General features: G+C 64.9%; 19 protein-coding genes. 14 read left to right on the top strand and 5 right to left on the bottom strand.

The features are described from left to right. Positions 1-10 precede the first annotated feature (10 nt). From rbfA to ABS45_RS08070, 5 genes are read left to right on the top strand one after another with little or no spacing between them, the layout of a single operon-like run. Entirely contained in the window at positions 11-382 is a 372-nt protein-coding gene (gene rbfA / locus ABS45_RS08090) for a 30S ribosome-binding factor RbfA (RefSeq protein ID WP_291554812.1), read from the top strand. Then, on the top strand, positions 382-1,353 hold the full coding sequence (truB, locus tag ABS45_RS08085) for a tRNA pseudouridine(55) synthase TruB (protein ID WP_291554837.1): 972 nt from the start codon (positions 382-384) through the stop codon (positions 1,351-1,353). Before rbfA ends, truB begins: the two co-directional genes overlap by 1 nt. Continuing rightward, positions 1,350-3,185 (top strand): translational GTPase TypA, encoded by a 1,836-nt coding sequence (typA, locus tag ABS45_RS08080; protein ID WP_291554811.1) that lies wholly within the window; start codon positions 1,350-1,352, stop codon positions 3,183-3,185. Before truB ends, typA begins: the two co-directional genes overlap by 4 nt. Before the next feature lie 32 nt (positions 3,186-3,217). After that, complete coding sequence (locus ABS45_RS08075; RefSeq protein ID WP_291554809.1) at positions 3,218-4,303, top strand: enoyl-CoA hydratase/isomerase family protein; 1,086 nt, start codon at positions 3,218-3,220, stop codon at positions 4,301-4,303. A 57-nt stretch (positions 4,304-4,360) separates the two neighbouring features. Beyond that, entirely contained in the window at positions 4,361-4,915 is a 555-nt protein-coding gene (locus ABS45_RS08070; RefSeq protein WP_291554807.1) for a redoxin domain-containing protein, read from the top strand. Positions 4,916-4,924: 9 nt separating this feature from the next. Here ABS45_RS08070 and smpB read toward each other — a convergent pair whose 3' ends face one another. Further along, entirely contained in the window at positions 4,925-5,398 is a 474-nt protein-coding gene (smpB, locus tag ABS45_RS08065; RefSeq protein ID WP_291554836.1) for an SsrA-binding protein SmpB, read from the bottom strand. An 83-nt stretch (positions 5,399-5,481) separates the two neighbouring features. Here smpB and ABS45_RS08060 point away from each other — a divergent pair, with 83 nt between their 5' ends. After that, entirely contained in the window at positions 5,482-5,922 is a 441-nt protein-coding gene (locus tag ABS45_RS08060; protein ID WP_291554805.1) for a type II toxin-antitoxin system RatA family toxin, read from the top strand. Beyond that, positions 5,915-6,226: an RnfH family protein gene (locus ABS45_RS08055; RefSeq protein WP_291554803.1), complete on the top strand. Its 312-nt coding sequence runs from the start codon at positions 5,915-5,917 to the stop codon at positions 6,224-6,226. The genes ABS45_RS08060 and ABS45_RS08055 overlap by 8 nt, the downstream gene beginning before the upstream one ends. A gap of 9 nt (positions 6,227-6,235) precedes the next feature. On the opposite strand, the gene ABS45_RS08050 is transcribed toward ABS45_RS08055, so the two are convergent. From ABS45_RS08050 to ABS45_RS08040, 3 genes are all read right to left on the bottom strand, one after another. Further along, complete coding sequence (locus tag ABS45_RS08050) at positions 6,236-6,769, bottom strand: DUF4124 domain-containing protein (protein ID WP_291554802.1); 534 nt, start codon at positions 6,767-6,769, stop codon at positions 6,236-6,238. A gap of 217 nt (positions 6,770-6,986) precedes the next feature. After that, a complete protein-coding gene (locus tag ABS45_RS08045; RefSeq protein ID WP_291554800.1) occupies positions 6,987-9,743 on the bottom strand; it encodes a PAS domain S-box protein in 2,757 nt (918 codons plus the stop codon). A gap of 54 nt (positions 9,744-9,797) precedes the next feature. Further along, the gene (locus ABS45_RS08040; protein ID WP_291554798.1) at positions 9,798-10,604 is read right to left on the bottom strand and encodes an ABC transporter substrate-binding protein; all 807 of its coding nucleotides are present in this window, start codon (positions 10,602-10,604) and stop codon (positions 9,798-9,800) included. A 152-nt stretch (positions 10,605-10,756) separates the two neighbouring features. Here ABS45_RS08040 and guaB point away from each other — a divergent pair, with 152 nt between their 5' ends. The 5 genes from guaB (at position 10,757) to ABS45_RS08015 (ending at position 17,269) form a co-directional block, all read left to right on the top strand. Continuing rightward, on the top strand, positions 10,757-12,232 hold the full coding sequence (gene guaB / locus ABS45_RS08035) for an IMP dehydrogenase (RefSeq protein ID WP_291554797.1): 1,476 nt from the start codon (positions 10,757-10,759) through the stop codon (positions 12,230-12,232). A 75-nt stretch (positions 12,233-12,307) separates the two neighbouring features. Further along, positions 12,308-13,924 carry a glutamine-hydrolyzing GMP synthase gene (gene guaA / locus ABS45_RS08030; RefSeq protein WP_291554796.1) on the top strand — a complete coding sequence of 539 codons (1,617 nt, stop codon included), beginning with the start codon at positions 12,308-12,310 and terminating at the stop codon, positions 13,922-13,924. 247 nt (positions 13,925-14,171) lie between these two features. Beyond that, the gene (locus ABS45_RS08025) at positions 14,172-15,203 is read left to right on the top strand and encodes a TRAP transporter substrate-binding protein (RefSeq protein ID WP_291554795.1); all 1,032 of its coding nucleotides are present in this window, start codon (positions 14,172-14,174) and stop codon (positions 15,201-15,203) included. An 81-nt stretch (positions 15,204-15,284) separates the two neighbouring features. Continuing rightward, positions 15,285-15,989: a TRAP transporter small permease gene (locus tag ABS45_RS08020; protein WP_291554793.1), complete on the top strand. Its 705-nt coding sequence runs from the start codon at positions 15,285-15,287 to the stop codon at positions 15,987-15,989. Further along, positions 15,986-17,269, top strand: coding sequence for a TRAP transporter large permease subunit (locus ABS45_RS08015; RefSeq protein WP_291554791.1), 1,284 nt, complete (start codon positions 15,986-15,988; stop codon positions 17,267-17,269). Before ABS45_RS08020 ends, ABS45_RS08015 begins: the two co-directional genes overlap by 4 nt. A 64-nt stretch (positions 17,270-17,333) precedes the next feature. Here the strand turns inward: ABS45_RS08015 and ABS45_RS08010 are convergent, their stop codons facing one another. Then, positions 17,334-18,614: an O-acetylhomoserine aminocarboxypropyltransferase/cysteine synthase family protein gene (locus ABS45_RS08010; RefSeq protein ID WP_291554790.1), complete on the bottom strand. Its 1,281-nt coding sequence runs from the start codon at positions 18,612-18,614 to the stop codon at positions 17,334-17,336. A gap of 140 nt (positions 18,615-18,754) precedes the next feature. Between ABS45_RS08010 and ABS45_RS08005 the strand changes: the two genes are divergently transcribed. Together ABS45_RS08005 and tadA are read left to right on the top strand one after the other, a co-directional pair. Beyond that, entirely contained in the window at positions 18,755-18,994 is a 240-nt protein-coding gene (locus tag ABS45_RS08005) for a hypothetical protein (protein ID WP_291554788.1), read from the top strand. 61 nt (positions 18,995-19,055) lie between these two features. Further along, positions 19,056-20,204 (top strand): tRNA adenosine(34) deaminase TadA, encoded by a 1,149-nt coding sequence (tadA, locus tag ABS45_RS08000; protein ID WP_291554786.1) that lies wholly within the window; start codon positions 19,056-19,058, stop codon positions 20,202-20,204.

Genomic DNA, 20,204 nt, shown 5'->3' with positions numbered 1-20,204 from the left:
AACCCCAGAGATGAAAAAGCATTCCGGCCCTCATCGCGATTTGCGCATTGCCGACCAGATCCAGCGTGATCTGGCCGAGCTGATTCGCGGGCTGAAGGATCCGCGCGTCGGCATGGTCACGGTGCAGGCGGTGGAGGTCACACCCGACTACGCGCATGCCAAGGTCTACTTCAGCATCCTGGTGGGTGATGGCGAGGCCTCGCAAGAGGCGCTGAACCAATCGGCCGGTTTCCTGCGCAACGGCCTGTTCAAGCGTTTGCAGATTCACACCGTGCCGACGCTGCATTTCATCTACGACCGCACCAGCGAGCGCGCGGCCGACATGAACTCGCTGATCGCGCGCGCCGTCGCCTCGCGCTCCAAAGACGACGAGGACGCATGATGCCAGCGGCTCCCAGTACCCGGGTGCAGCGGCGCCCGGTGCATGGGGTGCTGCTGCTGGACAAACCGCTGGGCCTTTCCAGCAACCAGGCGCTGCAAAAGGCCAAGTGGCTGCTGCGCGCTGAAAAGGCCGGACATACCGGCACGCTCGACCCCATGGCCACTGGCGTGTTGCCGCTGTGCTTTGGCGCGGCGACCAAATTCAGCGCCTTGCAGCTTGATGCGCCCAAGCGCTACGAGGCGCTGGCGCTCCTGGGCGTGACGACGAGCACGGGCGACGCCGAGGGGGACATCCTCACGTGCACGCCGGTGGACCCGGCCGCGCTCGCGCCCGAGCGCCTCGCCGCCGTGGCGCGTGAATTCACCGGGCGCATCCGGCAAGTGCCGCCCATGCACAGCGCGCTCAAGAAGGACGGCAAGGCGCTGTACGAATACGCGCGCGCGGGTGTCGAGGTCGAGCGCGCACCGCGCGAGATTGAAATATTTGAGCTGAAAGTGGCTCTGGCGCCCGCCAGTAAAGCGCAATCAGCTATCAAAATAGAAGTTTTGTGCAGCAAAGGCACCTACATCCGCACGCTGGCCGAAGACATCGGCCTGCGGCTTGGCTGCGGTGCGCACCTGATCGCGCTGCGCCGCGTTGAAACCGGCGGCATCGGCCTTGAGCATTGCGTGACGCTGCCCGAACTCGAAGCCCTGTCCGAGGCCGGGCGCCTGGAGCGTTTGCTGCCCGTCGATGCGCTGCTCGCCGGACATGAACGCATCACACTTGAAGCCGAAGACGCCGGCCGCTTTCTCTCCGGCCTGCGTCGCCGCGGGCCTTGGCCTGATCTGCCTGCCGTCGCCGTTTATGGCGAAGAGCCGCCCGCCTTGCTTGGCGTCGGCCACGTCACGGCGGGCGAACTGATTCCCGACCGGCTGCTCAGCCCCCTTGAAATCCAGCAAATCCTGCAAGAAGAAGCATTGCCATCATGAGCAAACAAATCCGCAACATCGCCATCATCGCCCACGTTGACCACGGCAAGACCACCATGGTTGACCAGCTCCTGCGCCAGAGCGGCACCTTCGCCGCGCACGAAAAAGTCGTGGATACGGTGATGGACAACAACGCCATCGAGCGCGAGCGCGGCATCACCATCCTGGCCAAGAACTGCGCGGTGTCGTGGAAGGGCACGCACATCAACATCCTCGATACGCCCGGGCACGCCGACTTCGGCGGCGAGGTGGAGCGCGCGCTCTCGATGGTCGATGGTGTGGTGCTGCTCATCGACGCGCAGGAAGGCCCGATGCCGCAGACGCGCTTCGTCACCAAGAAGGCGCTGGCCCTCGGCCTCAAGCCCATCGTCGTCGTCAACAAGGTGGACAAGCCCGGCGCGCGCCCGGACTGGGTGGTGAACGCGGCGTTTGACCTGTTCGACAAGCTGGGGGCGAACGACGAGCAGCTCGACTTCCCCGTGGTCTATGCCTCGGGCATCAATGGCTGGAGCTCGCTCACGCAAGGCAATCCCGGCGAGCAATGGGGGCCGGACATGGCGCCCTTGTTCGAGACCATCCTCAAGCACGTGCCTTCGGTCGAGGGTGACCCGGCGGCGCCGGTGCAAATGCAGGTTTCGGCGCTGGACTATTCCACCTTCGTCGGGCGCATCGGCGTTGGCCGCATCAACCAGGGCACGCTGCGCGCAGGCCAGGACGTGCTGGTAATGGCTGGCCCGGACGGTGCCAAATACAAGGCGCGCATCAACCAGATTCATCAGTTCCAGGGGCTCGATCGCGTACAGGTGAGCGAGGCCGGGCCGGACGAGATCGTGCTGATCAACGGCATCGAAAACCTGGGCATAGGCGAGACCATCACCGATCTGGAAAACCCGCAGCCGCTGCCCATGCTCAAGATCGACGAGCCGACGCTGACGATGAATTTCTGCGTCAACACCAGCCCGCTCGCCGGGCGCGAGGGAAAGTACGTCACCAGCCGCCAGATTTGGGACCGGCTGCAAAAGGAGCTGCGCTCCAACGTCGCGCTGCGCGTGAAGGAAACCAGCGAGGACGGCATTTTTGAAGTCTCGGGCCGCGGCGAATTGCACCTGACCATCCTGCTGGAAGAAATGCGCCGCGAGGGCTATGAGCTGGCGGTGTCCAAGCCGCGCGTGGTGTTCAAGGAGATCAACGGCGAGCGTTGCGAGCCGATCGAGCTCGTCACCGCCGACGTCGAGGAAAACCACCAGGGCGGCGTGATGCAGGCGCTGGGCGAACGCAAGGGCGAGCTCGTCAACATGGAAAGCGATGGCCGCGGGCGCGTGCGCCTGGAATACCGCATCCCGGCGCGCGGCCTGATCGGCTTCACCAATGAATTTTTGAACCTGACGCGCGGCACGGGTCTCATCAGCAATATCTTTGACAGCTACGAGCCGCACAAGGGCGAGATCGGCGGGCGCAAGAACGGCGTGCTGATCAGCATGGATGCGGGTGAAATCTTCACCTACGCGCTGGGCAAGCTCGACGACCGCGGGCGCATGTTCGTCAAGGCGGGCGATCCGGTCTACGAAGGCATGATCGTCGGCATCCACAGCCGCGACAACGACCTCGTCGTCAACGCCACGCGCACCAAGCAGCTGACCAACTTCCGCGTCAGCGGCAAGGAAGACGCGATCAAGGTCACGCCGCCGATCGACCTGACGCTGGAGTACGGCGTCGAGTTCATCGAGGACGATGAGCTGGTGGAAATCACGCCCAAGAGCATCCGCCTGCGCAAACGCCACCTGAGCGAGCATGAGCGCAAGCGCGCCAGCCGCGAAGACCGCGCGGATTGATTCAGCCCGATTCAGGAGAGGGGAGAGACGGCATGAGTGATCAGGAAGTTCTCACCGAGATTCGCGGCCAGGTGGGCTGCATCACGCTCAACCGCTCGAAGGCGCTCAATGCGCTCTCGCTCGGCATGGTGCGCACGCTGCACGCCACGCTCACGGCCTGGAATCAAGATCCGAAGGTGCTGGCGATCGCGATTCGGGGCTCGAACAAGGAGGGGCCGTTCGGCGCCTTCTGCGCCGGTGGCGACATCCGCTTCCTGCACCAGGCGGCGACGCAAGGCGATCCGCGCGTCGAGGACTTCTTCACCGAGGAATACATCCTCAACCACCTCACGCACCATCTCGCGAAGCCCTACATCGCCTTCATGGACGGAGTGGTGATGGGCGGTGGCATGGGCATCAGCCAGGGCGCGAGCCTGCGCGTGGTGACCGAACGCACAAAGATGGCGATGCCCGAGACCGGCATCGGCCTGTTTCCCGACGTGGGCGGCGGCTGGTTTCTTTCGCGCTGCCCGGGTCATGCGGGCGAGTGGCTGGCGCTGACCGGTGAGACCATCGCGGCGGCGGATGCGCTGGCGTTCAAACTCGCGGATGTGCTGCTGCCCAGTGACAAACTGGCCGCCGTGTGGGATGGATTGGGCACGCAAAGCTTCGCCGATGGCGCGGCGGTGCAGGCCTGGCTTGCTTCTCAAGGCATAGCTGCCGACGAAAGTCCAGCAAGTGCCAGAGCCCAAATTGACCATTATTTTTCTTTGCCCAGCGTGCCCACCATCGTCGCTGCGCTGGAAGCGGCGCAAGGCGAATGGGAGCGCGCCACGGCAGCCCTCTTGCGCCAGCGCTCGCCCTTGATGCTGCACGTGGTGCTGGAACAGATCCGCCGCGCACGCACGATGACGATCGCGCAGGACTTGCGCATGGAGCGCGACCTGGTACGCCACTGCCTGCACCTGCGCCCGGGCCAGAGCGAGATGCTCGAAGGCATACGGGCGCTGGCGATCGACAAGGACAAGACCCCGCGCTGGAATCCGCCCCGCATCGAGGACGTGACGCCCGAGCTGGTAGAGGCCTTCTTCGCCAGCCCCTGGCCTGCCGATCTGCACCCGCTGGCCCGCCTGGCCTGATCGCCGCAACCCCCGCTGCGCCTATCATTGCGCTGCGGCGTCGCAAGGAGGGTGGGCATGCAGTCATCAGACACGGTGTTTCCCGAGTGGGAGGTGTCCCGCTGGTTCAATACCGACCACCCGCCGCACCTGGCGGATTTGCGTGGGCAGGTGGTGCTGGTGGAAGCTTTCCAGATGCTTTGCCCCGGCTGTGTGTCGCATGGCCTGCCTCTGGCCAAAAAAGTGCATCAGGCACTCGGGGCGCAGGGGGTGGCAGTCGTCGGGCTGCACACGGTGTTTGAGCACCACGATGCGATGCAGCCGCATGCGCTGCAAGCCTTTCTTTACGAGTACAAGATCCGCTTTCCGGTGGGCGTGGATGCGCCCGTGCCCGACAGCACGCTGCCCAGCACCATGGAGCGCTGGGAGCTGCGGGGGACGCCCAGCCTGCTGCTGTTTGACAAGTCAGGCCGCTTGCGCGCCCATCAATTCGGCAATGTGGATGAGTTGCAACTGGGGGTTTTTCTCGGCCAACTCCTCGAAGAGGCACCGAGCGCTGTTGCAGGCGCCGATGCCACGCCGCCCGCGGACGGCTGCGACGACCAGGGCTGTGCGGCGCCGGCTGCGCGTTGAGCCGCCGCCTCAGCGGTGGCGGCTCTTCATCGCCCGCTCGACCTCGCGCTTGCCTTCGCGCTCCTTGATGGTGGAGCGCTTGTCGTGCTCGGCCTTGCCTTTGGCCAGCGCGATCTCGCATTTGGCGCGGCCGTCTTTCCAGTAAAGCCTGAGTGGCACCAGCGTGTAGCCTTTTTGCTCCACCTTGCCTATCAGCCGCAGGATTTCGTCCTTGTGCATCAACAGCTTCTTGATGCGCGCGGCCTCGGGGTTCACGTGGGTGGAGGCGGTCTTGAGCGGTTGGATCTGGCAGCCGATCAGAAACAGCTCGCCCTTCTTGATGACCACGTAGCCTTCGGTCAGCTGCGCCTTGCCATCGCGCAGCGCCTTGACTTCCCATCCTTGCAGCACCAAGCCCGCCTCGTGGCGTTCTTCAAAGAAATAGTTGAACGCCGCCTTCTTGTTCTCGGCAATGCGTGGGGAGGATTCGGGTTTCTTGGCCATGCGGGGAGAGATGGGCAGCGCCACTAGAATCGACGCAGCAGGGAGGACGCCCATTTTAGGCTGTCGACCCGCATGAACCGCGCATGAAGACCGTCCGCAAATCCGTTCTGATCTGGTACAGCCCGCAAGAGATGTTCGCGCTGGTCACGGATGTGCCCAGTTACCCGCAATTTCTGCCTTGGTGCGACCACGCGCTCATCCGCGAGCAGGACGGCCAGGGCATGACGGCGGAAGTCGGCATTGCGCTGGCCGGCGTGCGCAAATCGTTTGTCACGCGCAATCTGCATGAACCGGGCCGACGCGTCACCATGACGCTGGTGGAAGGGCCGTTTTCGCAACTCGATGGCGACTGGCATTTTCATCCGGTCGGCGATGGCTCGCAGCGCGCCTGCAAGGTGGAGCTTGAGCTGCGCTACGGCTTCAGCAGCACGGCGCTGGCCACGCTGGTGGGCCCGGTGTTCGACAAGATCGCCGCTTCGCTGGTCGACGCCTTTGTCGCGCGGGCAGAGAAAGTCTATGGCTGATGAGCGGATTTCCGTGGTGGTGGTTGCATCGCCGGGCCCGCGCCAGACTCGTGAATGGGCGTTGGAACTCGCCATCGGGAGCACCGTGGCGGATGCGCTCAAGGCCTGTGGCCTGGACAGGGATGACTCGCAGTACACCTGCGGCATCTGGGGCAGGGCGGTTGCCCTGGATGCGCTGCTGTGCAGCGGCGATCGCGTCGAGTGGTGCAGGCCCCTGCGGGTCGATCCCAAGGTGGCCAGGCGCGAGCGCTTTGCACGCCAGGGCGCCCGCGCCACCGGCCTCTTTGCCCGGCGCTCGCGCTGAGTGCCGGCGCTATTTGCAGTCCGACTGGATGATTTGCTCGGCGCGCTTGAGTTCGGCGGCCCGCGTGGTGTCGTCCATGTAGCCGCGCTCGCCCTGGGCGTTGGTCGTGCCCACCAGTCGCCCGGGCTGCAGCGCCTGAGCGGCTTGGCGCGCCCGGGCGCAGTTGTCGGCACGAACCTTGGCGGCTTGGGCCGCCTTGGCAGCTTCCTCGGCCTTTTTCTTGGCCGCTTCCTGCGCTTCGGCCTTGGCCTTCTGTTCTTCCAGCGCCTTGTCCTTGCCGCTCGTGGCGGGCGGCGCGGCCTGTGCCGGCGTCGTGCCAGCAGCATCGGCGGCCGCATCGCCTGGTGCTGCTGCGGCGGGTGCTGTGCGCGCCGCCGGGAGGGGGCGAGGTTCCTTCAGGATGTTTTTCTGCGGCACTTCCAGGGGCGGCGGGCGATCGCTGAAGACCTTGCGGCCATCCTTGTCCACCCATTGGTATTGCGCGAAGGCTCCCATCGCCCAGAAGCAGGCGAGTGCCAGCGAAAGAAGCTTGTGCGGTTTCATGCGCGCAGTGTAGCGGCGCCGAATGGCGGCGGCTAGTGCGGTGTTCGATGCTTGATGCGATAAATAAAACCGATGGATTTTTGGTCTGGGCAAGGCGCAAACCGCAGCGATAGCCGTAGCTATCGCGAGGATTTGCAACGCCGCCCAGGCCGAAAAGACGCGGTTTTATGTCGCAGATAGCGTCGAACACTGCACTGAATGGGGCGACCCGGCGGGCTCAACCCTGTTCCTGAAGCCGTGCATCAGCCGCGTTCGGCGCCGCCGGGGGCTTTGAGGAGGGCGGACGTTGCTGCGTCATGCCCTGCGCGTAAAACACCCAGCGGTTGCGGCCGCTCTGCTTGGCCTGGTACATGGCCTGGTCGGCATGGCGCAGCAGGGTTTCGGCGTCGCTGCCATCGCGCGGATAAATGGCAATGCCCATGCTGGCGCCCACCTGAACCTGGTGGCCGTTCACCGTGATCGGCTGGCGCACGGATTGCAGCAGCCGCGCGGCGGTTTCCGCGCATTCGGCCTCACGCGTCACGCCGCCGAGCAGCACCACGAACTCGTCACCGCCCAGGCGGGCGGCGGTGTCTTCGGCACGAATGCCTTCGACCAGCCGCCGGGCGACGATGGTCAGCAAGTCGTCTCCCGCTTCGTGGCCGTGGGTGTCGTTGACGGTCTTGAAACCGTCCAGATCGATGAAACACACCGCCAGCCAGTTCTGCTTGCGCTGCGCATGCGCGAGCGCCTGCGTCAGCCGGTCGCCCAGCAGCGTGCGGTTGGGCAGGTGCGTGAGTGGATCGAAATGGGCGAGGCTTTCCAGGTGTTCCTGCTGTTGCTTGCGGTCGGTGATGTCGGTGAAGACGTCGATGTAGTGCGTGATCTGTCCGTCCGCATCGCGGATCGCGTTGAGCGTGGCGGCCACGGCGTACAGGCTGCCGTCGGCGCGGCGGTTCCAGAGCTGGCCCTGCCAGTGTCCCCGAGTCTTCAGGGCCTGCCAGATTTCCTCGTATTGCTGACGGTTCCTGCGCCCGGCAGACAACACGCTGGGCTTGGACCCCAGCACGGTTTCGCGGGCATGGCCGGTGAGGCGCGTGAAGGCTGGGTTGACATCGATGATGCGCTGCTCGGCATCGCAGACCATCACGGCCTCGTTGGTCTGGGCAATCACGCTGGCGGCCAGATGCAAGGCCTTTTCAGCTTCTTTTTGCGCCGTGATGTCCTGTTTGATGCCCAGGTAATGCGTGGTGCTGCCCTGCACGTCGGTCAGCGGTGCGATCGTCACGCCTTCGGTGTAGATGCTGCCATCCTTGCGCCGGTTGATGAATTCACCTTGCCAGACCTGACCGGACAGCAGCGCTGCCCACATCGCCCGATAGGTAGCCGCGGGCGTCCGGCCCGATTGCAGGATGCGCGGGTTGGCGCCCAGGATCTCCTCGGGGCCGTAACCGGTGGAGCGAAAGAATTGCGGGTTGGCGTATTCGATGGCCGGCACCGTGGAAGTGATGATGATGCTGGCGGGGCTTTGCTCCACCGCTTGCGAGAGCTTGCGGATCGCGGCTTCGTCGGCGCGGATGCGCGTCAGATCGTGCAGGATGCTGGCGTAATACACCACCCGCCCCTGCGAATCACGGATGGCATTGATGGACAGCCAGCCGGGCAGTGGGCTGCCGTCCTTGCGCCGATCGGTGATTTCGCCTTGCCAGCTGTCGGCCGAGCCCATGGCCGCCAGCACCGCCGGAAAGTTCAGCGCCGAGGGCTGCTCCGGGCTCCACTCGCCGGGCTTGCGCCCGCGCACCTCCTGCGCTGAAAACCCCGTGCTCTTCTCGAACGCCGGGTTCACCGAGACGGTGTTGCCCTGGGGGTCGGTAATGGCGATCAGGTCGTTGCTGTGGGCAAAGACCTGGGCTGCCAGGTGCTGGTCTTTGAGGTGCTGCTCTTCCTTGGCCAGCGTTTGCTGCACCCGCCGGGTCATCAGGCCGGTGACCAGCAGCAAGGCCGCGACCGACAGGCCTGCGACCAGCGCCGTCTGGCGTGTCTGGCGCTGCCAGGGGGCGAGTACCTCGCTGCGCACTGCCTGTGCCTGGACGAACCAGGGATAGCTGCGCGATGTGCGAAAGCCTGCCAACAGGGTGTCGCTGCCATCGGCGCTGGGCCATTCGGCGGTGCCGACCTGGCGCTCGAGGATCTGCGCCAGAGCTTGCGCGGGCAGGCGGGTGCCGGGTTGCGCCGTTTCGCTGCTCGAGAACAGCAAGGTGCCATCGTCGGCATGGATGTCGTGGTGCTGATGGCCGGGCTTTTGCGCTGCATGGATGCGGTTGATGAAGAAATCACTGCTGACGGCTGCCAGCAGGGTGAAACGCGGCGCCTCGGGCAGCACCAAGGTGATGGGGATGAAGCCGGCGTCGGTGATGGGCGCGGGCAGGGGCTGGTCGGGCCAGGGCGAGCCATCGGCAAAATCGCGCCCGCGCCAGGGGTGGCCAAAGCGCAAAACGCCAGGCGTCTGCGTCTGCACCTGGGGCAGCAAGGGCTCCAGGGCGAGTGCGTGCCCGAGATTGGCGCCGCGGGTACTGATGACAACCCGGTTGTCGGTATTCAGGATCGAGAGTGAGCGCACCCACGGCAGCTTTTGCTGGATTTGCAGCAGCGCGGTGTGCAAGGGCTGCGCTGCATCGGCCGGGCCGGTGGTTTCGCCTGTCAGCGCCGACCGCTGCAGGCGCAGCAGTTCCGTGCGTTCCAGGCGATCGGCCAGACCGGGTTGATCCATCGCCAGGCTTTGCAGGTGCATGTGCAGCAGCTGGAAGCTTTGCGACAGGCTGTCTTCCAGGTTGTGTGCCTGGGTCAAGGCATCGTTCAGCGTGTTTTCCAGCGTCAGGCGGCGCAGCGTTTGGCTGCCCGCCCACGTGCCCAGGGCCACCGTCAGCGTCAGCAGCAGCTGCAGGCCTATCAGAAGAATCAGTGAGCTGCGCGCCAGGCGCCTTGGGGTCGGCATGGCTCAGGCAATCCTTGGGATGTGCGGGGGATGGGGTGGTGGCATGGCCGGCTTTCAGTCGCGCACCAGAATGGATTCGAGCTTGTGCCTCTGGGCAGCGGCCAGCAGCCGGCCGTCGCGCTTGATGCTGCGCAGAAAGGCCTGCAGCCAGTCATGCCAGGCATCGTCACCGGGCCGGATGGCCCAGGCGTAGGGGGTGATGTGGTAGCTGCCCGGCGGCGTCACCAGGCGCGCCCAGTCGGTGGTTGCGAGCAGCCGGTGGGCATAGGGGTAATCGGTCATGAAGACATCGGCGCGCCCCGATTGCACCTCCTGCTCGCGCGCGAACGGCGTGGCGGGGGTGATGAGCTGGGCATGTTGGAGGCGCTCGCGCATCACCGGCTCGTGCAGCGTGCCCTTGGCCACCGCCACCACGACGCCAGGCTGGTCGATATCGGCCCAGGTGCGGATCTTGCGATTGCTGCGCGTGGTGATGGCCATCACGTCGCTCGCCAGATAGGGGGCGGTGAAGCGCAGCACCTTCTGGCGCTCGGGCGTGATGCCGATGGCAAACATGGCGATATCGCAACGGTCTTCCAGCAGATCCGGCACCAGGCGGACGAACGAGCTGTCGACAAACTGCACTTGGGCGCCAAGGTCGTCGGCCAGCGCATGCGCCAGGTCAATATCGATGCCCGAGAGCTGCCGGGTGCGCGGGTCACGCAGCGAGATGCCGTAGTAATCGGGCCAGATGCAGACCCGTACCTGACCGCTGGCGCGGATTTGCGCCAGGTGATCGTGCGCCTGGCCCTCGGCGGCGCTGTTGGCACTCAGCGTGGCCAGGATCAACCCGAATGCAGGCAACCAGGTGCGAATCTTCATGGTCGGGGGTTCCCGTCGGTGTGGGGTAGGCGCGCCCGTGTGCCCGGCAGCGTGGGAGGCCGATCTGCCTGCATCATACGAAGGGCCCGGCGCTTGACAAGCCTGTTTCCCTTGTGGCGCGACTAGTACAATCCGTTTTTTGGAGCTTTCCCATGCGCCTTCTTGGAAAAGCGCTCACCTTCGACGACGTGTTGCTGGTGCCGGCGTATTCCCAGGTCCTGCCCAAGGACGCCTCTCTCGCCACGCGCTTCACGCGCGGCATTTCCCTCAATATCCCGCTCGTGTCCGCCGCGATGGACACCGTGACCGAGGCGCGCCTGGCGATCGCCATCGCGCAGGAGGGCGGCATCGGCGTCGTGCACAAGAACATGACGCCCGAGCAGCAGGCGGCGGAAGTGGCCAAGGTCAAGCGCCACGAATCGGGCGTGGTGCACGACCCTGTCGTTATCACCCCCGAGCACACGGTATTGCAGGTGCTGCAACTGTCCGAAGAACTCGGCATTTCCGGCTTTCCGGTGTGCGATGGCGGCAAGGTGGTGGGCATCGTCACCAGCCGCGACGTGCGCTTTGAAACCCGTTACGACGTCAAGGTGCGCGAGATCATGACGCCGCGCGAGCGCCTGATCACCGTCAAGGACCAGGATCACACCAGCCCGGGCGAGGCCAAGGCCTTGCTCAACAAACACAAGCTCGAGCGCCTGCTGGTGGTCAACGACGCCTTCGAATTGCGCGGCCTGATCACCGTCAAGGACATCCACAAGCAGACCACCTTCCCCAACGCCGCGCGCGACGGCGCGGGCAGCCTGCGTGTGGCCGCCGCCGTCGGCGTGGGCGCGGGCACCGAGGAGCGCGTCGAGCTGCTGGCCAAGGCCGGCGTGGATGCCATCGTGGTCGATACCGCGCACGGCCACAGCAAGGGTGTGATCGACCGCGTGCGCTGGGTCAAGAAAAATTACCCGCAGGTGCAGGTGATCGGCGGCAACATCGCCACGGGCAGCGCCGCGATCGCGCTGGTGGAAGCAGGCGCGGATGCGGTCAAGGTCGGCATCGGCCCGGGCTCGATCTGCACCACGCGCATCGTCGCGGGCGTGGGCGTGCCGCAGATCATGGCGATCGACAACGTCGCTACCGCGCTCAAGGGCACGGGCGTGCCGCTCATTGCCGACGGCGGCATCCGCTTTTCGGGCGACATCGCCAAAGCGCTGGCCGCAGGCGCCAGCTCGGTCATGATGGGCGGCGTGTTCGCCGGCACCGAAGAGGCGCCGGGCGAAGTCATCCTGTTCCAGGGCCGCTCCTACAAGAGCTACCGCGGCATGGGCAGCATCGGCGCGATGCAGCAGGGCAGCGCCGACCGCTACTTTCAAGAGAGCAGCAGCGGCAACCCCAACGCCGACAAGCTCGTTCCCGAGGGCATCGAAGGCCGTGTGCCCTACAAGGGCTCGATGGTCTCCATCGTCTACCAGATGACGGGCGGCGTGCGCGCCTCGATGGGCTATTGCGGCTGCGCCAGCATTGCCGAGATGAACGAGAAGGCCGAGTTCGTCGAGATCACCGCTGCCGGCATTCGCGAATCACACGTGCACGACGTGCAGATCGTCAAGGAAGCGCCGAACTACCACGGCGATTGACCGCCTCATTTTCAAAATTAGTAGCTGGTTGCGCTTGCCTGGCAAGCGCTGTCGGCCTTTTTTCTTTCAAATGCCATGGCCCACGACCAGATCCTGATTCTTGACTTCGGCTCCCAGGTCACGCAACTCATCGCCCGCCGCGTGCGCGAAACCCATGTCTATTGCGAGGTGCATCCCTGCGACGTGAGCGACGTCTGGCTGTGCGAGCAGGCCGGCAGTGGCCGGCTCAAGGGCATCATCCTCTCGGGTAGTCACGCCAGTGCCTACGAGGACAGCACCGACCGCGCGCCGCAAGCGGTGTTCGAGCTTGGCGTGCCGGTGCTGGGCATCTGCTACGGCATGCAAACCATGGCGCAGCAATTGGGCGGTACAGTGGAGGGTGGCCACCAGCGTGAATTCGGCTACGCCGAGGTGCGCGCGCGCGGCCACACCGCCTTGCTCAAGGACATCGCCGACTTCACCACGCCTGAAGGCCACGGCATGCTGAAAGTCTGGATGAGCCACGGCGACAAGGTCACAGCGCTGCCGCCCGGCTTCAAGCTGATGGCGAGCACGCCGTCCTGCCCCATCGCCGGCATGGCCGACGAGGCGCGGCATTTCTACGCCGTGCAGTTTCACCCCGAGGTCACGCACACCGCGCAGGGCCGGGCGCTGCTTGAGCGCTTCGTGCTCGGCATCTGCGGCGCGCGCGCCGATTGGGTCATGCACGACCACGTGGCCGATGCGGTCGCGCGCATCCGCGCGCAGGTCGGCAACCGACATGTGCTGCTCGGTCTTTCGGGCGGCGTCGATTCCAGCGTCGCCGCCGCGCTGATCCACCGTGCGATTGGTGATCAGCTTACCTGCGTCTTTGTCGATCACGGCCTGCTGCGCCTTCATGAAGGCGACATGGTGATGGCGATGTTCGCGGGCAAGCTGCACGCGAAGGTGGTGCGCGTGGATGCCGGGCCGCTCTTCATGCGCGAGCTGGCGGGCATCCACGAACCCGAGCAAAAGCGCAAGACCATAGGCCGCCTGTTCGTCGACGTCTTCAAGGCCGAGGCCGAAAAACTGAAGAGCACGGGCGGCGCCGAAATCGCCTTCCTCGCCCAAGGCACGATCTATCCCGACGTGATCGAATCAGGTGCCAGCAAGAACGCCAAGAAGGCGGTCACGATCAAGAGCCACCACAACGTCGGCGGCTTGCCTGAACAATTGGGTCTGGAACTGCTGGAACCCCTGCGCGACCTGTTCAAGGACGAGGTGCGCGAGCTGGGCATCGCGCTCGGCCTGCCGCCCGAGATGGTGTATCGCCATCCCTTCCCCGGCCCGGGTCTGGGCGTGCGCATCCTGGGCGAGGTCAAACCCGAATACGCCGAACTGCTGCGCCGCGCCGACGCCATCTTCATCGACGAGCTGCGTGCCTGCATCGACGAGCAAACCGGCAAGAGCTGGTACGACCTGACCAGCCAGGCCTTCACCGTCTTCCTGCCGGTGAAAAGCGTGGGCGTGATGGGGGACGGGCGCACCTACGACTACGTGGTCGCGCTGCGCGCCGTGCAGACTTCCGACTTCATGACCGCCGACTGGGCCGAGCTGCCCTATAGCCTGCTCAAGAAGGTGAGCAGCCGCGTCATCAACGAGGTGCGCGGCATCAATCGGGTGACCTATGACGTCAGCAGCAAGCCGCCGGCTACGATTGAGTGGGAATGATCCCACGCATGGCGTCGTGAGATTGGTCAACCTTTTGGGCATCGAGCCTGCGGGCCTGACAAGTTGTCTGGCGATCGGCGTTTGGGTCGCCGATTTGCGGCACGCTGGCTGAGGCATGTCAAGAAATCCTGCCCGAACAGGGTTTCTCCGGGTAGCGCGGTGCGTTCCATGCCACAGAATCGGGCCTCTGCGCGGTGGGGTCGGAGCTTGTGACCACGCCGTTTTTTGCTACTACAGGAGTGCTTGCATGCGTGAATCCATCAAGGTGGGCCGTCGTCCGGTCCTGGCGGCGTTGTCTCTGGCAGGTCTGACGGGGGCGCCGCTCGTTGCACGGGCCCAGTCGCCGATCGTGATCAAGTTCAGCCACGTCGTCGCGCACGACACGCCCAAGGGCAAGGCGAGCGAGTTCTTCGCCAAGAAGGCCGATGAGCTGACCAAGGGCAAGGTCAAGGTCGAGGTCTACGCTAACAGCTCGCTGTACAAGGACAAGGAGGAGATGGAGGCGCTGCAAATCGGCTCGGTGCAGATGCTGGCACCGTCGCTGGCCAAGTTCGGGCCGCTGGGGGCCAAGGAATTCGAGGTTTTCGACCTGCCCTACATCTTCGACAACCGCGACGAGCTGCACAAGATCACCACCGGCCCGGTCGGTGCCAAGCTGTTCAAGAAGCTGGAGCCGCGCGGCGTCAAGGGCCTGGCGTACTGGGACAACGGCTTCAAGGTGTTCTCGGCCAACCGGCCGCTGCATGCGGTCACCGACTACAAGGGCCTGAAGTACCGCATCCAGTCGTCCAAGGTGATCGAGGAGGAAATTCGTGCGCTCGGCGGCATTCCGCAGGTGATCGCCTTTGGCGAGACCTACCAGGCGCTGCAGACTGGCGTGGTGGACGCAACCGAGAACCCGCCGTCCAACTTCTACACGCAGAAGATGCATGAGGTGCAAAAGCATCTGAGCCTGACCAACCACGGCTACCTGGGCTATGCGGTGATCGTCAACAAGAAGTTCTGGGATGGCCTGCCCGCCGACGTGCGCGGCCAGCTCGAAGACGCGATGCACCAGGCGACGGCCTACGCCAACCTGATCGCGCAGGATGAGAACGACCGTGCGCTGGAAGAGGTCAAGAAGAGCGGCAAGACCGAGATCTACGCGCCGACGGCGGAAGAGCGCAAGGCGCTCAAGAAGGCCTTGGTCACGGTGCACGAGAAGATGGCGAGTCGCATCGGCAAGGAGACCATCCAGGAGGTCTACAAGGCCACTGGCTTCGATCCGGCCAAGCTCTGATCCGTATCAGGTCGAGCGTTCAGAGTTGAGCGTTGGGCGTCGGGCGGGGGACTGCCCGGCGCTCTTTTTGGAATGCATGCCATGAAAATTCTGGATCACCTGGAGGAATGGCTGATCGCCTTCCTGATGGGCGCGGCCACGCTCATCGTCTTCGTTGCGGTGTTGCACCGCTACGCGGCGGGTTACGCCATCCCCGGCGTGCAGGACTGGCTGCTGTCCATCAACCTGACCTGGGCGCAGGAGCTGACCATCATCATGTTCGTCTGGATGGCCAAGTTCGGCGCGGCCTACGGCGTGCGCACCGGCATCCACGTGGGCGTGGATGTGGTCATCAACCGCATGGGCCCGGCGTTGCGCGGCAAATTCATCATCTTCGGCATGGCCGCGGGTGCGCTGTTCACCGGCATCGTCGCCTGGATGGGCGCGACCTTCGTCTGGGACAACGGCGCGCACTATGCCGTCTTTCATGCGCTGGGGCTGAATGTCTCCGATCTGATCGAAGGCCCGACCACGCCTGATCTGGAGTGGCCGACCTGGATCGTCTACTGCGCGATTCCGTTTGGCAGCGGGCTGATGTGCTTTCGTTTTTTGCAGGTGATGGTGGGCTTCATCCGCACCGGCGAGCTGCCGCACCATGATCACGGCCATGTCGATGGCCTGGACGACGACGAAGAGCCCCAGGTGGCTGCGCCGTTCAAGGAAGTCGGCGAGCTTGACCCCTACGGCCTGCGCGACAACCTGCACCCCGATGAACGCAAGAACGATGGCGCGGGAGAGAAAAAATGAACGCCCTCATCATCTTCCTGATCCTCGCCGCGCTGATGCTCACCGGCATGCCGGTGTCGATCTCGCTCGGCCTGACGGTGCTCACCTTTTTGTTCGGCTTCACCGACGTGCCGCTGGAATCCGTGGCGCTCAAGCTCTTCACCGGCATCGAGAAGTTCGAGATCATGGCGATCCCGTTCTTCATTCTGGCTGGCAACTTCCTGACGCACGGCGGCGTCGCGCGGCGCATGATCAACTTCGCCACCGCGATGGTTGGCCACTGGTATGGCGGCCTGGGCCTGGGCGGGGTGATGGCGTGTGCCTTGTTTGCGGCCGTCTCGGGTTCCAGTCCGGCCACCGTGGTCGCGATCGGCTCCATTCTGCTGCCGGCCATGATCAAGGCGGGTTTCCCCAAGCGCTTTGGCGCCGGCGTCATCACTACCTCGGGCGCTTTGGGCATCCTGATTCCGCCATCGATCGTGATGGTGATGTACGCGGTGGCGACCAACACCTCGGTCGGCGCGCTGTTCATGGCCGGGGTCGTGCCGGGCATCGTGCTGGCCATCGTGCTCGGTCTCGTCACCTGGTGGCGCGCGCGCAAGAACAATTACCCGCGCCTGCCCAAGGCGAGCTGGGGCGAGCGCTGGATGGCATTTCGCAAGTCCGCCTGGGGCTTGTTCTTGATCATCGTCGTGATGGGCGGCATCTACGCCGGCATCTTCACGCCGACCGAGGCGGCGGCGATGAGCGCGGTCTACGCCTTCTTCGTCGCGGTGTTCATCTACAAGGACATGGGCCTGAAGGACGTGCCCAAGGTGCTGCTGAATTCGGCCAACATGAGCGCGATGCTGCTGTACATCATCACCAACGCGGTGCTGTTCAGCTTCATCATGACCAACGAGAACATCCCGCAGGCGATGGCCGACTGGATGCTCGGCCACGGCCTGGGCACCATCACCTTCCTGCTGGCGGTGAACGTCATCCTGCTCTTGGCGGGCAACTTCATGGAGCCGTCGTCGATCATGCTGATCTTCGCGCCCATCCTGTTCCCGATCGCGATGAAGCTCGGTATCGACCCGATCCACCTGGGCATTCTGATGGTCGTGAACATGGAGGTTGGCATGTGCCACCCGCCGGTCGGGCTGAACCTGTACGTGGCCTCGGGCATCACCAAGATGGGCATCACCGAACTGACGGTGGCCGTCTGGCCCTGGCTGCTGGCGATGCTGGGCTTCCTGATTGCCGTCACCTACTGGCCCACGATGTCGCTGTGGCTGCCGCGTGCCCTGGGCATGATGTAAATATCAAAAAAAGAGCTGCCAGCGCTTGATGGGAAAGCGCTGGCAGCCATTTTTGCTTGAAATTTCAGACGGCTTCGAGCGCCTGATTCAGATCGGCCAGCAGATCGCTGATGTGCTCGATGCCGATCGACAGGCGAATCATGCCTTCGGTGACCCCGGCGCTGGCCAGTTCCTCGGGGTTGAGTTGGCGGTGCGTGGTGCTGGCCGGGTGCGTGGCCAGAGACCGCGTGTCGCCGATGTTGACCAGGCGGTAGAACAATTTCAGCGCATCGAGGAAGCGAGCGCCTGCGGCACGCGGATCGCCGCTGGCCTTTAGGTTGAACGAGACGATGCCCGAGGCCTTGCCGCCCAGCAGGCGCTTCGCAATCGCATGGTCAGGATGGCCCGGCAGACCGGCGTAACGCACCCACTCCACCTTGGGGTGCTTTTCTAGCGTCTCGGCGATGGTTTGCGCGTTCTCGCAGGTGCGCTCCATGCGCAGGCCCAGCGTCTCTATGCCCTGCAGGATCAGGAAGGCGCTGTGCGGCGCCAGCGCCGCGCCGGTGTTGCGCAGCGGCACTACGCGCGCGCGGCCGATGTAGGCGGCAGCGCCCAGCGCCTCGGTGTAGACCACGCCGTGGTAGCTCACGTCGGGCTCGTTCAGGCGCTTGAAACGTGCCTTGTGCTCGGCCCAGGGAAATTTGCCGCTGTCAACGATCGCGCCGCCGATGCTGTTGCCGTGGCCGTTCAGGTATTTGGTGAGCGCATGCACGACGATGTCCGCGCCGTGTTCGATCGGGCGCAGCAGGTAGGGGCTGGGCACGGTGTTGTCGACGATCAGCGGCACGCCATGTGCGTGTGCGACCTCGGCCAGCGCCTTGATGTCGGTCACGTTGCCCAGCGGGTTGCCGATGGATTCGCAGAAAATCGCCTTGGTGCGCTCGTCGATCAGCTTGGCAAAGCTGGCGGGATCGCGCGGATCGGCGAAGCGCACCGTCAGGCCCTGCTGCGGGAAGGTGTGGGCGAACAGGTTGTAGGTGCCGCCGTACAGCGTGCTGGAGCTGACGATGTTGTCGCCCGCCTCGGCGATGGTCTGGATCGCCGCGGTGATCGCCGACATGCCCGAGGCAAAAGCCAGCGCGCCCACGCCGCCCTCCAGCGCCGCCAGGCGCTGCTCGAGCACGTCGGTGGTCGGGTTCATGATGCGCGTGTAGATGTTGCCCGGCACCTTCAGGTCGAACAGGTCGGCGCCGTGCTGCGCGCTGTCGAAGACGTAGGAGGTGGTCTGGTAGATAGGCACCGCCGCGGATTTGGTGGTTGGGTCAGGGGTGTAGCCGGCGTGAATGGCCAAAGTGTCGAGATGCATGTACTTGCCTTCGTACGGTGGGGAAAAAGCGGCTATTGTGCGTGGTGTTGCCTGAATCCGGAAAGAACCAATGCTTATGTGCATATGGCTGGGCGGGCACGCTGCACTACCATGTGCGCCGATTTGCACAGGAGTGGGCCATGCGCTTTGGATTCAGCTTGGTGGGCTTGCTGGTGGCGCTGGCCATCGTGGTCGTTCTGGTCAAAAAGCAGTTGTCTGCACCATCCGTCGCGTTGCCGCCGGTGGCGCAACCGGTGGCGCCCGATTCCGGCAAGGCAGCCAACGTCCGGGAGCAAAGTCGGCAGGTACAGCAACAGGTCAAGCAGCAGATGGAGTCGCTGATGCAGCAGCCCCGTCCCATGCCGGAAGACGCCCAATGAATCCATCCGCAGCGCGCTTCTGTACTGCGGTAGTTGCTATGACTTATGGTGTTTGCACCCCATGAATTCGGAGGATGAGCGCTGGATGCGCGTGGCGCTGGATGTCGCGCGTGAGGCGCAGGGGGCGGGCGAGGTGCCCGTCGGCGCTGCGGTCGTGCGCGATGGTGTGCTGATCGCCACCGGGCGCAATGCGCCCAGGCAGCTGCACGATCCGACGGCGCACGCCGAGATCTCCGCCCTGCGCGCGGCGGCGCAGCAGCTGGGCAACTACCGGCTCGATGGCTGCACGCTCTATGTCACGCTCGAACCCTGCCTGATGTGCGCCGGCGCAATGCTGCATGCGCGCCTGGCGCGCGTGGTGTTTGGCGCACCGGACCCCAAGACGGGCGCTGCGGGCTCGGTTGCCAACGCGTTTGCTGAACCAAGGCTCAACCACCAGACGGCAGTCGAAGGCGGCGTGCTTGCGGGCGAATGTGCGGCAGTGCTGCAGGATTTTTTCGGCCAGCGGCGCCTGGTGCAGCGCAGCAGCGCGCAGCCACTGCGTGACGACGCGCTGCGAACGCCCGAAGCACGCATGGCCGCGTTCGCCAGCCCGCTGTCGCATTGGGTAGGCGATTTGCCGGCCTTGCAGGGCCTGCGCCTGCATTACCTGGAGATGGGGCCGAGCACCGGGGGCAGGGCCTGGCTGCTGCTGCATGGCTTCGAGGGCTGGAGCTGGCAATGGCAGGGTTTTGCGCAGGCTCTGGCCGCTTTGGGCCAGCGCGTGATCGTGCCCGATTTGATCGGCTTTGGGTTCAGTGACAAACCGAAAAGGGAAGCGCTGCACAGCGCCGACTGGCATGCTCGGGTTCTCAGGGAATTGCTGGTGCGCAAGGGCCTGGACACCATCGTGCTGGCGCTGGCAGATGGCGCTGGCGCTGGGGAGTGGCCGCAGCGGCTGACGCCCCACTGCGCGGGCGTGGCGCTGCTGCAGTTGCCGGCCTTGCCCGCCGATGTGGCCAGCGCCCCTTACCCGGACGAAGGCCACCGTGCGGGCCCCAGGGCCTTGGGGCGCTGGTCGCGGGGGGCACGGCAAGCGCCCGACGGCCTGCCCTGGTTTGATGCGGCCATCGTCGATGCCGCCTCGGCCGAGAACGTGGCGCGCTGTGCTGTGGAATACTTTGCGTCTGTCCCCCATTTTGATGGAGCCGTGCCGCGCAGCCCGGCCTGA

Origin of the sequence: Comamonas sp. SCN 65-56, assembly GCF_001724135.1 — a bacterium.
GTDB lineage: Bacteria > Pseudomonadota > Gammaproteobacteria > Burkholderiales > Burkholderiaceae_C > Comamonas_C.
The sequence above is the reverse complement of the archived record's forward strand: the minus strand, read 5'-3'. Positions and strand labels throughout refer to the sequence as shown.

Excerpts from the sequence above, each read along its gene's own strand:
- rbfA (WP_291554812.1), top strand. The coding sequence starts at position 11 with ATGAAAAAGCATTCCGGCCCTCATCGCGATTTGCGCATTGCCGACCAG.
- truB (WP_291554837.1), top strand. The coding sequence starts at position 382 with ATGCCAGCGGCTCCCAGTACCCGGGTGCAGCGGCGCCCGGTGCATGGG.
- typA (WP_291554811.1), top strand. The coding sequence starts at position 1,350 with ATGAGCAAACAAATCCGCAACATCGCCATCATCGCCCACGTTGACCAC.
- ABS45_RS08075 (WP_291554809.1), top strand. The coding sequence starts at position 3,218 with ATGAGTGATCAGGAAGTTCTCACCGAGATTCGCGGCCAGGTGGGCTGC.
- ABS45_RS08070 (WP_291554807.1), top strand. The coding sequence starts at position 4,361 with ATGCAGTCATCAGACACGGTGTTTCCCGAGTGGGAGGTGTCCCGCTGG.
- smpB (WP_291554836.1), bottom strand. The coding sequence starts at position 5,398 with ATGGCCAAGAAACCCGAATCCTCCCCACGCATTGCCGAGAACAAGAAG.
- ABS45_RS08060 (WP_291554805.1), top strand. The coding sequence starts at position 5,482 with ATGAAGACCGTCCGCAAATCCGTTCTGATCTGGTACAGCCCGCAAGAG.
- ABS45_RS08055 (WP_291554803.1), top strand. The coding sequence starts at position 5,915 with ATGGCTGATGAGCGGATTTCCGTGGTGGTGGTTGCATCGCCGGGCCCG.
- ABS45_RS08050 (WP_291554802.1), bottom strand. The coding sequence starts at position 6,769 with ATGAAACCGCACAAGCTTCTTTCGCTGGCACTCGCCTGCTTCTGGGCG.
- ABS45_RS08045 (WP_291554800.1), bottom strand. The coding sequence starts at position 9,743 with ATGCCGACCCCAAGGCGCCTGGCGCGCAGCTCACTGATTCTTCTGATA.
- ABS45_RS08040 (WP_291554798.1), bottom strand. The coding sequence starts at position 10,604 with ATGAAGATTCGCACCTGGTTGCCTGCATTCGGGTTGATCCTGGCCACG.
- guaB (WP_291554797.1), top strand. The coding sequence starts at position 10,757 with ATGCGCCTTCTTGGAAAAGCGCTCACCTTCGACGACGTGTTGCTGGTG.
- guaA (WP_291554796.1), top strand. The coding sequence starts at position 12,308 with ATGGCCCACGACCAGATCCTGATTCTTGACTTCGGCTCCCAGGTCACG.
- ABS45_RS08025 (WP_291554795.1), top strand. The coding sequence starts at position 14,172 with ATGCGTGAATCCATCAAGGTGGGCCGTCGTCCGGTCCTGGCGGCGTTG.
- ABS45_RS08020 (WP_291554793.1), top strand. The coding sequence starts at position 15,285 with ATGAAAATTCTGGATCACCTGGAGGAATGGCTGATCGCCTTCCTGATG.
- ABS45_RS08015 (WP_291554791.1), top strand. The coding sequence starts at position 15,986 with ATGAACGCCCTCATCATCTTCCTGATCCTCGCCGCGCTGATGCTCACC.
- ABS45_RS08010 (WP_291554790.1), bottom strand. The coding sequence starts at position 18,614 with ATGCATCTCGACACTTTGGCCATTCACGCCGGCTACACCCCTGACCCA.
- ABS45_RS08005 (WP_291554788.1), top strand. The coding sequence starts at position 18,755 with ATGCGCTTTGGATTCAGCTTGGTGGGCTTGCTGGTGGCGCTGGCCATC.
- tadA (WP_291554786.1), top strand. The coding sequence starts at position 19,056 with ATGAATTCGGAGGATGAGCGCTGGATGCGCGTGGCGCTGGATGTCGCG.